Source organism: Isoptericola sp. NPDC056573, from assembly GCF_042793335.1.
Taxonomy (GTDB): domain Bacteria; phylum Actinomycetota; class Actinomycetes; order Actinomycetales; family Cellulomonadaceae; genus Isoptericola.
In genome coordinates this window covers 154,164-168,004 of sequence record NZ_JBHTUY010000005.1, presented here as the reverse complement: position 1 = coordinate 168,004, position 13,841 = coordinate 154,164, and the positions used below count along the sequence as shown (strand labels likewise).

Here is a 13,841-nt window from a genome sequence, read left to right as displayed (position 1 = left end):
GCCTGTCGACCCTGAACACGCCGTCCGCCGACGAGCCCGCCCGTGAGCACGACGGGCGCGAGACGGCCGCTCCGGCCCTCTCCGAGCTCACCACGCTGCGCGTCGGAGGCCCGGTCGACGAGTACGTCGAGGCGGAGTCCGAGGCCGAGCTGATCGACGCGGTGCGCGCCGCGGACGACGCCGGGCGGCCGCTGCTCGTGATCGGCGGCGGCTCCAACCTGCTGGTCGCGGACGAGGGGTTCGCCGGCGTCGTCGTGCGCGACGCGCGCCAGGGCCTCAGTGCCGACCTCGAGGACTCCTGCGGCACCGACGGCGCCTGCGGGGGCGCGAGCCTGCGTCTGCCCGCCGGGCAGGACTGGGACGCCTTCGTGGCCGAGGCCGTCGCGAACGAGTGGGTGGGGGTCGAGGCGCTGTCCGGCATCCCGGGCACCCTCGGCGCCGCGCCGGTGCAGAACATCGGCGCGTACGGCCAGGACGTGTCCGGCGTCGTCGCGTCGGTGGTCACCTGGGACCGCGCCACCGGCAGCCGCAGGACCTTCACGCTCAGCGAGCTGGGCTTCGGGTACCGCACGTCGCTGCTCAAGCGCACGATGCGGGCCGACGGCGGGGAGGGCGCGCCCTGGTACCCCACGCCGCGGTACGTCGTGCTCGAGGTCAACCTGCAGATGCGGCTCGGCAGCCTGTCCGCGCCCGTCGGCTACGGCGAGCTCGCCCGGCGCCTCGGCGTCGAGGTGGGGCAGCGCGCGCCGTCGGCCGAGGTGCGCGAGGCCGTGCTGGAGCTGCGCGGCGGCAAGGGCATGCTGCTGGACGGCGTGGGCGGGGTGCCGCTCGGCGATCACGACCGCTGGTCGGCGGGGTCGTTCTTCACCAACCCGGTGCTGCCGGCCGACGCGGCGGACGAGCTGCCCAAGGACGCGCCGCGCTTCGCCGTGCGCTCCGCGACGCCGGAGTCGACGGTGAGCCCGAGCCTCGGCGTCGTCGACCCGACGCTCGTGAAGACGAGCGCCGCCTGGCTCATCGAGCACGCGGGGTTCACCAAGGGCTTCGGCGTCGCGGGCGAGCACAGCCCGGCGCGCCTGTCGACACGGCACACGCTCGCGCTGACCAACCGCGGCGGAGCGACGGCGGCCGACCTCGTGGCCCTCGCCCGCGCCGTGCGCGACGGCGTCCGCGACGCGTTCGGCATCGAGCTCGAGCCCGAGCCGGTCCTGGTCGGCACCGCCCTGTAGCCGGCACCGCCGGCCGGGTCAGTAGAGGACGACCGGGGTGCCCTTCGGCGTGCCCCACGAGTCCCAGAGCCAGTTCATCGCGGCGTTGGACACGCGCACGCAGCCGTGCGACGCGGGGTACGGCGGGATGGATCCCGAGCCGTGCACCGCGTACCCGCCGGAGAAGTACTTCGGCCGGTACATCGACCCCAGCTCCAGCGTGGACTCGTGCATGCCGTTGCGCTCCATGTACACGGCGTAGGAGCCGCGCGGCGTCGTCGCGTGGTAGCTGCGGCCCTTGGCCTCGTACGTCTCGCCGTTGCCCGACGACGCGTTGATGATCCGGGTGACCTTGCCGCCCTCGACGGTCATGAGCAGCTGCCGGTCGAGGTCGATCTCGATCGCCTTGCCCGACGACGTGTGCGCCTTCGGGCGGACGCCGTCGTCCAGCGCGGCCTGCGTCTTGGGACCCACGACGCCGTCACGGTACTGCCCGGCGGCCTTCTGCAGCGCCCACACCGCCTGCTGGGTGGCCGGGCCGAAGCTTCCGTCGGCGTCCTGGATGAAGTACCCGAGCTCCTGCAGCCGCTCCTGGAGCGCGACGACCCGCTCGCCGGAGTCGCCGTACTCGAGCATCTTGTCCCGCTCCTCGGCGGCCTTCTTCTCCGCCGCCTCCTGCTCCGCCTGCTCCTTCGCGGCCTTCTCGGCGGCCTTCTTCTCGGCCTCCTTCTTCTCCGCGGCCTTCTTCGCCTTCTCCGCGGCCCGTTCCTCCGCAGCGTCCTGCTCGGCCTGCTCCTCGGCGGCCTTCTTCTCCGCCGCCTTCTTCTCGGCGGCCTCCTGCTCGGCCTGCTCCTGCGCGTCCTGGTCGGCACGACCCTGCGCGTCGTCGGACGCCGACCCGGCGCCGTCCTCGGACGGGGGAGCGGAGGTCGTCGGGGCCGCGCCCGGCTCGGGCTCGGTCTCGCCGGACAGGGGAGCGCACCCGGCAAGGGTCAGGGCGAGCACCACCGGGACGCCGACGAGCGACGCCCGCAGGCGTCGCCTCAGGCTGGGAACCGTACGCATGGAGCCCCTTCCGCGCCGTCGGCGCACCAGGCGCGCCGCGGGGTACTACCGTGCCCTGCGGGTGCCCGGGGCGCGAACGCAGCGCTCCGTTCGTGTCGTGATCGTCACCGTGTCGTGACCTGTCGTCTGCCGTTCACCTGCTCAGACGCACGACGGAGGGAAAAGGTTGGGCCCGGTCCGCGGGGCGAGCGAACCCGTCGAGAACGCGGTCGGTCCCGCCGCCCCCGAGGGCGGCGGGACCGATCGCGTTCTCGACCGGAGCGGCGCCGGTCGTCAGCGCCGGTCGTCAGCGCCGGTCCTCAGCGCCGGTCCTCCTTGAGGACGGCGAGCCGCTGCCGGTACTCGGCCTCGTCGATCTCGCCGCGGGCGTACCGCTCGCCCAGGACGTCGACGCCGCCCGCACCGCCGCGGGCCCACGGCGGGCCGTACCGGCGCGCGCGGCGGGCGATGAGGAACACGACGGTGGCGAAGAGCAGGAACCACAGGATCGGGAAGACGATCCACCAGCCCGGCCCGCCGCCGGCGGCGTACGGGTGCGCGGCGAGGGCCGCGGGGACGGCGGTCGCGGTGGCAGTGGTGAGCATCGGGGACTCCTCGTGACGGTGGGTCCGCCCGGTGCGGGCCCTTCACCACCACCGTCGCCCGGCGGGGCGGGCGCCGTCGTCAGCCCCTCGTACCGACCTGCGTCGTCCCCTCGTGCCGCCGTGGTGCGCCGGGCCGGCGGAGGTCAGCCGGTCCAGCCCGGCCGCACGACGCCGCCCTCGTACGCCGCGACGACGAGCTGCGCGCGGTCGCGGGCGCCCAGCTTGGCCATGACGCGCGAGACGTGCGTCTTGACGGTCGACTCGGACAGGTAGAGGGCGCGCGCGATCTCGTCGTTGGACAGGCCGCCGGCGACCTCGACGAGCACCTCGCGCTCGCGGGCGGTGAGGTCGTCGAGGCCGGGAGGGGGCGGCACGTCGCGGGTCGCGTCGGCGACCCGGGCGAGCAGCCGGCGGGTGACGCCGGGGGAGAGCAGCGCGTCGCCGGCCGCCGCCACGCGCACCGCGCGCACGAGGTCGGCGGGCTCGGTGTCCTTGACGAGGAAGCCGCTCGCGCCGCCGCGGATGGCCTCGGCCACGTACTCGTCCAGCTCGAACGTCGTCACGACCACCAGGTGCACGCCGCCCGCGCCCGGGTCGGCGACGATGCGCCGGGTCGCCTCCAGCCCGTCCGCGCCGGGCATCCGCACGTCCATGAGCACGACGTCGGGCCGCAGCCGCAGGGCCAGGCGCACGGCCTCGTCGCCGGTCGCGGCCTCGCCCACCACGGTCATGTCGTCCTCGGCGTCCAGCAGCGCGCGGAAGCCGCCGCGCACCAGTGCCTGGTCGTCGGCCAGCAGCACCCGGATCATGCGTCCTCCCGCGAGCTGTCGGACCCCCGCGGCGCCCGAGGAGGCCGTGCGTCCGACGGCCCCGGGGCGGACACGTCGGCGGGCAGCGGGATGGTCGCGGCGACGGAGAACCCGCGCGCGCCGGGCCCGGCGGCGAGGGCGCCGCCCGCGCCCTCGACGCGTTCGCGCATGCCGCGCAGCCCGTAGCCGACCGCGTCCCCGCGCGCGCCGGACGGCCCCCCGTCGTCGACCACCGCGACGCGCAGCAGGTCGTCGTCCCCGGCGACGCGCACGACGACGGTCCGCGCCCGCGACGCGTGCCGGCCCACGTTGGTCAGCGCCTCCTGCACCACGCGGTACGCCACGCCGGCGAGGTGCGCGGGGACGGCGCCCGGGGGCAGGAGGTCGGGGTCGACGTCGAAGCGCACGGCGACACCGCGGGCGCGCAGCGGCTCCGCCAGGCGGGGGAGGGCGGCGAGGTCCCAGGTGGGCGTGCGCGGCTCGGAGGTGCCGTCGCCGCCGTCGTCCTCGCCGCGGACGACGCCGAGCACGGCGCGCACCTCGTCGAGCGCGTCGCGGCTCGTGGCCTTGATGGACGCGAGCGCGGAGCGCGCCTGGTCGACGTCGCGGTCCAGCAGGTGCAGCCCGACGCCCGCCTGCACGTTGATCGCGGACAGGGAGTGCGCGAGGACGTCGTGCAGCTCGCGCGCGATGCGGAGGCGCTCGGTGGCGACGGCGGTCCGCTCCCGGTCCGCGCGGGCGGCCCGCCACGCGGCGGCCCGGGCGAGCCGCTCCCGGACGCCGGTCGCGACCAGCAGCGCGACGGCGGTCCAGGCGGCGCCGCCGAGCAGGCCGCCGACGCGGGTCCCGTCGTCGCGCAGGGCGGCCGCGCCCACCACGACGCCCCACATCAGCACGGCGCCCGACCAGGCGACGACCCGCGCCCGGGCGGCGGGCCCCGTGAGCAGCACCATGACCAGGACTCCGACAGTGCCGCCCAGCGCCGGCCCCCAGGCGTAGCCGAGCGCGAGGTAGGTGCCGACGGCGCCGACCGCGAGCAGCACCGCGAGGACGGGGCGGCGGGGGAGCGTGAGCAGCACGACCGGCCCCACGAGCGCGAGCAGCAGCCCCAGCGCGTCGACGTCGCGCGCGCCCGGCTGCCAGTGCGACGCCCCGAACGTCCCGACCGTCACGACGACGGCCAGCGCCACCGCGAGGAACAGCCGGGGGCGCCACCGGTCGAGCGGGCCGCGGTCCATGCCCGGCACGCTACGCCGCGGCGCCCTCCCGCGCGTCCGCCCGGGGTGCCGTGCCGGGTCGTCCCGGGGGACCATCCGCCCGCCGACGGGCGCCTGCCCGCGGGCGGGGCGTGACGGCCCGGTCCCGGGCGAGCAGCACGGCCCCGAGGACGAGGGCGATGCCGAGGACCGCCGTCGGCGTGAGCGCCTCGCCCAGCACGGCGACGGCCAGGACGGCGGCGCCGACCGGTTCCAGCAGCGAGAGCAGCGCCGCCGACGTGGCGCCGACGCCGCGCTGGAGCCCGGCGTAGAACGCCAGGTAGCCGACGGCGGTCTGCACGAGGGCGAGGAAGGCGAGGGTCCACCACGCCGTGGCGTCGAGGGAGCCGAGCGCGAGGCCCGTCCCGGCGGCGGGGAGCAGCGACACGAGACCCGCCAGCGTGAACGACGTCCCGAGCAGCGGGGCGGGCCCCAGCCCGGGCAACGCGCGCCGGTTGACGACGGTGGTCGCCGCGAACGCGACGGCGGCGACGAGCGCGAGGGCCAGCCCCGCTGCCAGGTCCCGGGACGAGCCGGCGACCGGCCGCACGCCGCTGACGAGCGCGAGCCCGACGACGGAGGTCACGAGCGCCGCGAGCACCGGGACGCGCGGGAGCCGGCGCGCGCGGACGGCGGCGCGGGCCGTCACGACCAGCGGCGCCGCCCCCAGGGCGACCACGGTGGCGACCGCGACGCCCACGTGCGCGACGGACTGGAAGTAGGCGGCCCCGAAGACGGCGGTCAGCGCGGCGGTGAGCGCGACGTGCCGCGCGGAGGCGCGGGTCCGGGGGACCCGGCGGAGCTGCCCGGTGGCCGCGGTGACCGCGAGCACGGCCAGGCCGCCCCCGAGCAGGCGCAGCGCGGAGACCGCGGTGGGCGACATCGCGCTGTGGGCGGCGATCGTCGCGGCCGCGACGCCGCCCGTGCCCCACAGCAGCGCGCCCGCGGCGACCAGGACGGCACCGCCGCGCGCCGGGGCCGGTCCGTCCGCGGAACGGGGCGGGAGGTTCGACGTCGACATCGCCCCATCGTGGGCGACGCATTGCTGTAGATCAATAGAAGTTCTGCGGGGTCTGCCTTAAGATTTTGTGATGCAGCAGGCTCGTCCGACCCACCTGGACCCGCGCCGGATCGCCACCCTCCTCGCGGTCCACAGGTACGGCGGCATCGTGGCCGCCGGCGCGGCGCTCGGCGTCTCCCCGTCGGCCGTCTCGCAGCAGGTCGCGCGCCTGGAGGCGGAGTCGGGCCAACGGCTCGTGGACCGGCAGCCCGCCGGGGCCGTCCTCACGCCCGCCGGCCGGCTGGTCGTCGCCGCGGCGGAGCGCATCGAGGCCGAGCTCACCGACACGCGCCGGGCCCTCGCCGAGCTGGCCGGCGAGCCGAGCGGGACCGTCGCGGTGGGCGCGTCGCCCACCCTGGTCGGCGGCCTGCTCGCGCCGCTGGCCCGGGGGCTGGCGCGCACCGCCCCCGGCCTCGACGTCCACCTGTGCCAGACCGAGGGCGAGGCCGCGCAGCGGGACCTGCGCCGCGGAGACCTCGACCTGATCCTCACCGAGACCGAGAGCGCCATCGGGCGGACCACCCCTGCCGGGATGCGCGACGTGCCGGTCCTGGACGAGCCGTGGCTGGTCGTGCTGCCCGCCGACCGGCCCGCGCCCGAGCGGCTGACCGACCTGGCCCACGCCACCTGGCTCGGGGCCGAGGCGGGCCACGCCGCCGACCGCGTGGTGCAGCGCGCGCACGCCGCCTCGGGGGCGACGACGCCGCTGACGCACCGGTACGACGACTACGCGGTCGCCCTCGCGCTGGTCGCCGCCGACCTCGGCGTCGCCGTCGTCCCGGCGCTCGCGGCGCGGGACCCCCTGCCCGAGGCCGTGCAGGTCGTCGCGCTGCCCGGGCTGGGGACGCGGCAGATCGTCGCCCGGCACCGCACGACCGGAGGGGCGCCCGGTCCGGCGACCCTCGCCGTGCTCGACCAGGTGGTCGCCGCGGGCAGGTCGGTCGCGGCGGGCGTGGCGGCGGACGTCCGCGGGTAGCCGGTCGGGTGTCGGGGCCCGGCGCTACCGTCGTCGGGTGGTCACCGACCGGGGCACGGGCACGCCCGTGAGGCTGACGCGGGACCAGGCCCGCCGCATCGCGGTGCGGGCCCAGCTGCTCGACGCCCACCGCCCGGACGACCTCCTGGCGACGGTCGAGCACCTGATGGTGCTGCCGGTCGACCCGACCGCCGCCGTCGCGCCCGCCGTCGACCTGGTCCCGTGGTCGAGGCTCGGCCGCGCGACGTGGGCCGGGGCGGTGGAGGACGCGCTCGCCGACCGGATGCTCTTCCGCCTCGGCGGCACGGTGCGGTCGATCGAGGACCTGCCGCTGTACCTCGAGCAGATGCGCCGGTGGCCGTTCGGGGACTGGCGCGCCGGCTGGTTCCACGACAACGCGCCGTTCCTCGACGACGTCATGCGCCTGCTCGAGGCCGAGGGGCCGCTCGTCGCCCGCGACATCCCCGACACGAGCGTGCGGCCCTGGCGCTCGACCGGCTGGACCGGGCACCGCAACGTCACGCAGATGCTGGAGTTCGCGAGCCTGCACGGCGACGTCGCCGTCTGCGGGCGGCGGGGCCGCGACCGGCTGTGGGACCTGGCCGAGCGCGTGTACCCGGACGTCGACCCGCTGCCGCGCGCGGAGGCGGCGCGCGAGCGGGTCGCGCGCCGCGTGCGGGCGCGCGGCATCACCCGGTCTCGCCTGCCCGGCCTGCCGGGGGACGAGGACCACGTGGACCTGGTGGGCACGCCGGTCACCGTGGAGGGCACCGAGCGGACGTGGCTCGTGGACCCGGCAGCCCTGGACGGCGTCGACGAGCCGTTCGAGGGCCGCACCGCGGTGCTCTCGCCGTTCGACGCGCTCGTGCAGGACCGTGCCCGGCTGCTGGAGGTCTTCGACTTCGACTACGTGCTCGAGATGTACAAGCCGCGCGCCGAGCGTCGCTGGGGCTACTTCGCGCTGCCCGTGCTGCACGGGGACCGGTTCGTCGGCAAGGTCGACGCCACCGCCGACCGCAGGGCGGGCGTGCTCCGGGTGGACGCGATCCACGAGGACCTGCCGTTCGACCCCGACGTGTCGCAGGCGGTGCGCGGCGAGCTCGCGGACCTCGCCGGGTGGCTCGGGCTCGACGACGTGTCCCTCTGACGCTCCCGCCCTCCGGCCCGGCCGGATGAGAGTCCTCTCATCGACGTCTCACCCCGGTCACGCGCGCGCCGCGTCGGATGGTGCCGTGCCGCCCACCAGCCCCGCCCTGACGCGCCCCGCCCCGACGTCTCCCGCGGACCACCGCGCCTGGCTCGACCTGCTCACCGGCGACGCGACCGCGGACGTCCTGGGCGCGGCGCTCGCGGCCGACGGCGCCGCGCTCGAGTCGTGGTCGGTGCGGCAGGTGCACGCACGCCCCGGCGCCGAGGTCACCGTGGCGTACGACGTCGTCGCGCGTCGCGAGGCCGGCGGGCGCACGGTCCGCGGGCCGGAGCACCTGTTCGCGACGAGCGCCCGCGCGTCGGCGTTCCGCCGTGCCCGCGGCGACCGGGCCGGTGCCGACGCGGACGGCGGCCTCGGCCCTGGCGTCGTGCGACTCGACGACGGCGGGCGCACGGTGCACGTGTGGCGCCACCCGCACGACCCGGCCCTGCCCGGGCTCGCGGCGGGCAGCACGCCCGACCGGGTGGCCGGGCGCCTGCGCGCCGCCGGGTCCGACGCCCCGCTGCTCTCCCTCGAGACCGTCACCTACCGCCCCCTGCGCCGTGCCGTGCTGCGGGCGCGCACCGCGGACGGCGCCGCGTACGTCAAGGTGGTGCGCCCGACGCGCGTCGACGACCTCGTGCGGCGGCACGCGCTCTTCACGGCGCGCCCCGGCGGCGTGGCCGCGCCGCGGGTCCGGTCCTGGGCCGCCGACGGCGTCGTCCTGCTCGAGGAGGTCCGCGGCGAGTCCGTCGCGGAGCTCGTCGCGCGCACCCCCGCCGCCGACCAGCCCGCCGGCATCGACCCGGCGGAGCTGCTTCGGGTCGCGACGGCGCTGCCGCGCGCGGGCATCGCCCTGCCGCGCCGCCCCGCGTGGGCCGACCGCTCGGCCCACTACCTCGGTGCGCTCGCGACCGTGCACGGGGTCGACGCCGCCCGGCTCGCCGCGCTGCGCGAGGCGATCGACGTCGTCGTCGCCGCGGGCGACCCCGGGCCGCTCGTCGTGACGCACGGCGACCTGCACGCCGCGAACCTGCTGCTCGAGCCCGGGACCGGCCGGGCGGACGCCGGCGGACGGGCGCGACCGCGGGTCGGCGCCGTGCTCGACGTCGACACCCTGGGCCCCGGGTACCTGGTGGACGACCTGGCGTGCGCCGTCGCGCACCTGGCGGTGCTGCCGTCGCTCGACCCGGGCGCGTACGCGGGGGTGGGCGGGCTGGTGGACCGTTGCCTCGAGGCCTTCGGCAGCGCGGTGGAGCCGGCCCTGCTGCGCGCCCGGGCCGCGGCCGTCGTCGTCTCCCTGGCGGCGGGGGCCGAGGACGCCGCGGCCGTCGGGGAGTTCCTCGACGTCGCCGAGCGCCTCGCCGCGGACGCGGCCGCAGTCTGAGAACCCTCTCATCCACGCCTCCCGGCCCTCTCACGGTGGCCCACGAGGCTGGGGACCAGTCGGCGGGAGACACCCGCCAGGAACCACCCGACGAAGGAGCAGCACGATGAAGGCACGCAGCGCATGGATCGTCACGGGCGCGCTGGGCGCGGTCGGCCTGGGTGCCGGCGTCGCCGCGGCCCAGGGCACGTTCGACCGCACGCCGTCCGACGCGGTCGTCGCGTCCGCCGTCCAGGTGGGCGACGACGGGGCCCCGGCGGGCTCGGCGGCGGTGGGCACGGCCGCGAGCCCGTCGCCCGCGGCGACGGCGAACGGCACGTCCATCACCACCGTGACGGCGGGCTCGGTCGCCACGGCGACCACCGCGCCGACGACGCAGACCGCGAACACCGCCCCGTCCGCCCAGACGGCGCCGACCGCCGCCAGCCCGGCGACCGCGGCCTCTCCGGTCAGCCCGGTCACCCCGCAGTCGGCGCAGACCGCCCCGACGGCGGCGTCCGCGGACTGACCACCCCGACCCGCCCCCGACGGCGAACAGGCGGTTGTGCACGTTCTGAGCGTTCAGAACGTGCACGACCGCCTGTTCGGCATGTCGGGTCAGGCCAGGCGGTAGCCCATGCCTCGCACGGTGACGAACCGCTCGGCGCCGAGCTTGTTGCGCAGGTAGCGCACGTACACGTCCACCACGTTGGAGCCCGGGTCGAAGTCGTACCCCCACACCCGCGAGAGCAGCTGCTCGCGGCTGAGCACCTGCCCGGCGTTGCGCAGGAACGCCTCGGCGAGCGCGAACTCCCGGGCCGACAGGTCCACCTCGACGCCGGCGGCGGTGGCCCGGCGGGTGCGCAGGTCGAGGCTGAGGTCGCCGTGGCTGAGCACCGTGACCTCTCCCGCCGGCTCGGCCCGCAGCCGCAGCCGGATGCGGGCCAGCAGCTCCTCGAAGCGGAACGGCTTGGGCATGTAGTCGTCGGCGCCGCCCTCGAGCCCGGCCACCGTGTCCGCCACGGACGTGCGGGCGGTGAGGATGATGACCGGCAGCGTCACCCTCGCCTCGCGCAGCCGGCGCAGCACCGTGAAGCCGTCCTGGTCGGGCAGCCCGAGGTCGAGCACCATGAGGTCGAAGTCGCCCGACGACGCGAGGTCGAACGCCTCCCGCGCGGTCGCGACCGTCGTGCTCGCGTAGCCGGAGGCGCGCAGCCCCTTCGCGACGAACGACGCGATGCGGGTCTCGTCCTCCGCGATGAGGATCTGGCTCACGTGGCGGGTCCTTCCCGGTCGGGGGCGGTGCGCGGGGGCAGCTCGGGGGTGGGCGCGGAGCGCGCGGTCGGCGCCGTGCGGCCGACGGGGGGCACGGCGCGCCCGGGGGTCGGGTCGGGGCCCGCGTCGGGCACGGGCAGCACGGGCACGACGACCGCGAACGTGGAGCCCCGGCCGGGGACGGACTCGACCGTCACCTCGCCGCCGTGCCCCTCGGCGATGGCCGCGACGATCGCCAGGCCGAGCCCGGAGCCGTCCCGCCGCTCGCCGTCGTGGTCGCCGCGCGCGAAACGGTCGAAGACGCGCTCCAGGTCGTCCGGCGCGATGCCGACACCCTCGTCGCGCACCCACAGGCGCACACGCGCCCCGTCCGGCGTCGTGCGCGACCCGATCGCGACCACGCTGCCCGGCGCGGAGAACTTCACGGCGTTGGCGGCGAGCTGCAGCCACGCCTGGGTGAGGCGCTGCGCGTCCGCCATCGTGCGGGCGTCGGTGCGGGAGTCGACCAGCCAGGTGCGCTTGCCCAGCGTCCGCGCCTTGTCGAGCACGTCGTCGGTGAGCCGGCCCAGCTCGACCGGCGCGGGCCGCACGAAGTCGGGCTGCCCGACGGTCGCGAGGGTGACCAGGTCGTCGACCAGGCGGTGCATCCGGTCGAGCTCGTCGAGCGCGAGGTCGCGCGTCTCCGCCGCGTCCGCCGGGTCGGCGGTGTCCATGAGCTCCAGGTGGCCGCGCACGATCGTCAGGGGCGTGCGGAGCTCGTGTCCGACGTCGTCGAGCAGGCGGCGCTGGGACTCGAACGAGCCCTCGAGCCGGTCGAGCATCCCGTTGAAGGCTCGCGTGAGGTGGGTGAGGTCGTCGTTGCCCGACTCGGGGATCCGGGCGGACAGGTCCGACTCGCCGATCTGCTGCGCGGTGCGCGCGAGCATCCGGATCGGGCGCAGCAGGCGCCCGGCGAGCAGCCACCCCACGACGCCCGTCACGACCAGCGCGGCGAGCGCCACGAGCGCGTAGCTGCGGAAGACGGCCTGGGTCTCCGCGTGCTCCGCGACCCGGTCGTAGGCGAGCACGAGCGCCGCGGGCTCGCTCGACGTCGGCACGGCGTCGTTCGCCCCGGGCAGCGCGGCGACGGGCGCGACGAGCGCGCGGTAGTCGGTGGTCGCGGTGCTGATCGTCCGCAGCACGACCTGGTCGGAGTCGAGCAGCGGCGTGACCGCGGCGACGAACTCGGCGTCGTCCTGGAGGTGCACCTCGACGGCCTGCTGGGACACCAGGGGGCGCTGTCCGGTGCGGAGCCCGATGACGCCCTCGTGCCGGGCGGGGACGTCGAGCTGGATGGCGGTCACCACCACCTCCTCGGCCGACGAGAACGGGTCGCCCGTCACGGGGTCGACGCCGGACGCGGCGAGGGTGCGCAGCTCGTCGGCGCTCTCGGTGAGGTCGGCGTCGATGCGGTCGTCGACCTGCTCGTACGTCAGGAGGTACGCGGTCGCCCCGGCCAGCGCGACCGCGAGGGCGGTGAGGGCGAGGAGGACGGCCAGGATGCGCGTGCGGACGGTCGGCCCGCCCTGGGGCCGCGGGGTTCGCGCCATCAGTCGTCCTCGTCCGTGTCGGGGGTGTCGTCATCGTCGTCCGGACCGTCGTCATCGTCGTCGGGCCCGTCGTCGTCATCGTCGTCGTCCGTGGGCGGGACGGGCGCGACGCCGCCGTCGTCGGACGTCCGCGTCGGCGTGGGCGTGGGGCTCCCGGACGGCGACGGCGTCGCCTCCCCGGACGGCGACGGCGTCGGCGACGCCGGGTCGGGCGTGGGGGAGACGACCACGACGCCGCCCACGTCGCGGTCCTCGGGCACCGACGACATCGCGGCGGCAAGGACCCCGCCGATCAGCGCGACGAGCGCCACGCCGAGCACCCAGGGCACCGCGGCGCGCCACCGACGTCCCGACCGTTCCGCCGCCCGTTGAGCCATGGCCGGATCATCCCGCGGACGGATGAGACGCAGATGAGAGCGCGTCGGCCCCGTGCCCCGGCCCCGGGTCGGGTGCCGCGAGCCAGGCGTCGACGTCGGCCAGCAGGCGGCGCCGCGTGCTGTCCGACGCCCGGCTCGCCCGCACCGACGACCGTGCCAGGTCCGCGAGCTCGGCGTCGGTGAACCCGTGCACCTCGCGGGCGGCGACGTACTGGTCGAGCAGCCGGGAGGAGAACAGCAGCGGGTCGTCCGCGCCGAGGGCGACGCGGGCGCCCGCCTCGACCAGCGGCCGCAGCGGCACCTGGGACGTGTCGGCGTACACGCCGAGGCCGACGTTCGAGGCGGGGCACACCTCGAGGGCCACCTCGCGCTCCACGAGCTCGGCGAGCAGCGCGGGGTCCTCCCCGGCCCGGACCCCGTGGCCCAGCCGGTCGGGGTGCAGGGCGTCGACGACGTCGCGCACGTGCGCCGGGCCGAGCAGCTCGCCGCCGTGCGGCACCGACGCCAGCCCCGCCCGGCGTGCGATCCGGAACGCGGCCGCGAACTCGGCGGTGTCGCCGCGCCGCTCGTCGTTGGACAGACCGAAGCCCACGACCTCGCCCGGGCCGTCGCCCGCGTACCGGGCCGCGAGGCGGGCGAGGGTGCGGGCGTCGAGCGGGTGGCGCATCCGCGACGCGGCCACGACCACCGCCACCTCGACGCCGTGCGCGGCGCTCGCGGCCCGCGCCGCGTCCAGCACGATCTCGACCGCCGGCGTGATGCCCCCGACGAACGGCGCGTACGACGTCGGGTCCACCTGGATCTCGAGCCGCCGCGACCCCTCGGCGGCGTCGTCCTCGGCGGCCTCGTCGACCAGGCGGCGCATGTCCGCCTCCGACCGCACGCACGCGCGGGCCGCGTCGTAGAGGCGCTGGAACCGGAACCAGCCCCGCTCGTCGGCCGGCACCCGCAGCGGGTCGCCGTCCGTGAGGGCGCTCGGCAGCCGGACACCGTGCCCGGCCGCCATGTCGCGCAGGGTGGGCACCCGCATCGACCCCGTGAAGTGCAGGTGCAGGTGGGCCTTGGGGAGCTTCGCCAGATCGCGCAC

Annotated in this window: 14 protein-coding genes; 5 read left to right on the top strand and 9 right to left on the bottom strand. The window is 77.1% G+C overall.

Annotation, left to right across the window (positions count from 1 at the left end):
- The first annotated feature begins 2 nt into the window (after nucleotides 1-2).
- Entirely contained in the window at nucleotides 3-1,229 is a 1,227-nt protein-coding gene (locus ACFQ8E_RS10705) for a UDP-N-acetylmuramate dehydrogenase (RefSeq protein WP_430550766.1), read from the top strand.
- Nucleotides 1,230-1,247: 18 nt separating this feature from the next.
- Here the strand turns inward: ACFQ8E_RS10705 and ACFQ8E_RS10700 are convergent, their stop codons facing one another.
- The 5 genes from ACFQ8E_RS10700 to ACFQ8E_RS10680 all read right to left on the bottom strand — a co-directional run bounded on the left by ACFQ8E_RS10700 (nucleotide 1,248) and on the right by ACFQ8E_RS10680 (nucleotide 5,943).
- Nucleotides 1,248-2,273: a L,D-transpeptidase family protein gene (locus tag ACFQ8E_RS10700; protein WP_430550534.1), complete on the bottom strand. Its 1,026-nt coding sequence runs from the start codon at nucleotides 2,271-2,273 to the stop codon at nucleotides 1,248-1,250.
- 299 nt (nucleotides 2,274-2,572) lie between these two features.
- Nucleotides 2,573-2,857: an SHOCT domain-containing protein gene (locus ACFQ8E_RS10695; protein WP_430550533.1), complete on the bottom strand. Its 285-nt coding sequence runs from the start codon at nucleotides 2,855-2,857 to the stop codon at nucleotides 2,573-2,575.
- A 143-nt stretch (nucleotides 2,858-3,000) separates the two neighbouring features.
- Nucleotides 3,001-3,666 (bottom strand): response regulator, encoded by a 666-nt coding sequence (locus ACFQ8E_RS10690; protein ID WP_430550532.1) that lies wholly within the window; start codon nucleotides 3,664-3,666, stop codon nucleotides 3,001-3,003.
- Complete coding sequence (locus tag ACFQ8E_RS10685) at nucleotides 3,663-4,904, bottom strand: sensor histidine kinase (RefSeq protein ID WP_430550531.1); 1,242 nt, start codon at nucleotides 4,902-4,904, stop codon at nucleotides 3,663-3,665. The genes ACFQ8E_RS10690 and ACFQ8E_RS10685 overlap by 4 nt, the downstream gene beginning before the upstream one ends.
- Before the next feature lie 10 nt (nucleotides 4,905-4,914).
- Nucleotides 4,915-5,943, bottom strand: coding sequence for an EamA family transporter (locus ACFQ8E_RS10680; RefSeq protein ID WP_430550530.1), 1,029 nt, complete (start codon nucleotides 5,941-5,943; stop codon nucleotides 4,915-4,917).
- Nucleotides 5,944-6,013: 70 nt separating this feature from the next.
- On the opposite strand from ACFQ8E_RS10680, the gene ACFQ8E_RS10675 reads away from it, so the two are divergent.
- The 4 genes from ACFQ8E_RS10675 (at nucleotide 6,014) to ACFQ8E_RS10660 (ending at nucleotide 10,042) form a co-directional block, all read left to right on the top strand.
- Entirely contained in the window at nucleotides 6,014-6,958 is a 945-nt protein-coding gene (locus ACFQ8E_RS10675) for a LysR family transcriptional regulator (protein ID WP_430550529.1), read from the top strand.
- Between the two features lie 37 nt (nucleotides 6,959-6,995).
- Complete coding sequence (locus ACFQ8E_RS10670) at nucleotides 6,996-8,105, top strand: DNA glycosylase AlkZ-like family protein (RefSeq protein WP_430550528.1); 1,110 nt, start codon at nucleotides 6,996-6,998, stop codon at nucleotides 8,103-8,105.
- A gap of 85 nt (nucleotides 8,106-8,190) precedes the next feature.
- Entirely contained in the window at nucleotides 8,191-9,534 is a 1,344-nt protein-coding gene (locus ACFQ8E_RS10665; protein ID WP_430550527.1) for a hypothetical protein, read from the top strand.
- Between the two features lie 106 nt (nucleotides 9,535-9,640).
- Nucleotides 9,641-10,042: a hypothetical protein gene (locus ACFQ8E_RS10660; protein ID WP_430550526.1), complete on the top strand. Its 402-nt coding sequence runs from the start codon at nucleotides 9,641-9,643 to the stop codon at nucleotides 10,040-10,042.
- An 89-nt stretch (nucleotides 10,043-10,131) separates the two neighbouring features.
- Here ACFQ8E_RS10660 and ACFQ8E_RS10655 read toward each other — a convergent pair whose 3' ends face one another.
- The 4 genes from ACFQ8E_RS10655 to ACFQ8E_RS10640 are packed head-to-tail and all read right to left on the bottom strand — an operon-like array spanning nucleotide 10,132 to nucleotide 13,841.
- Complete coding sequence (locus ACFQ8E_RS10655) at nucleotides 10,132-10,788, bottom strand: response regulator transcription factor (RefSeq protein WP_430550525.1); 657 nt, start codon at nucleotides 10,786-10,788, stop codon at nucleotides 10,132-10,134.
- The gene (locus ACFQ8E_RS10650; protein WP_430550524.1) at nucleotides 10,785-12,377 is read right to left on the bottom strand and encodes a sensor histidine kinase; all 1,593 of its coding nucleotides are present in this window, start codon (nucleotides 12,375-12,377) and stop codon (nucleotides 10,785-10,787) included. Before ACFQ8E_RS10650 ends, ACFQ8E_RS10655 begins: the two co-directional genes overlap by 4 nt.
- On the bottom strand, nucleotides 12,377-12,754 hold the full coding sequence (locus tag ACFQ8E_RS10645; RefSeq protein ID WP_430550523.1) for a hypothetical protein: 378 nt from the start codon (nucleotides 12,752-12,754) through the stop codon (nucleotides 12,377-12,379). Before ACFQ8E_RS10645 ends, ACFQ8E_RS10650 begins: the two co-directional genes overlap by 1 nt.
- A 7-nt stretch (nucleotides 12,755-12,761) precedes the next feature.
- Complete coding sequence (locus tag ACFQ8E_RS10640; protein ID WP_430550522.1) at nucleotides 12,762-13,841, bottom strand: adenosine deaminase; 1,080 nt, start codon at nucleotides 13,839-13,841, stop codon at nucleotides 12,762-12,764.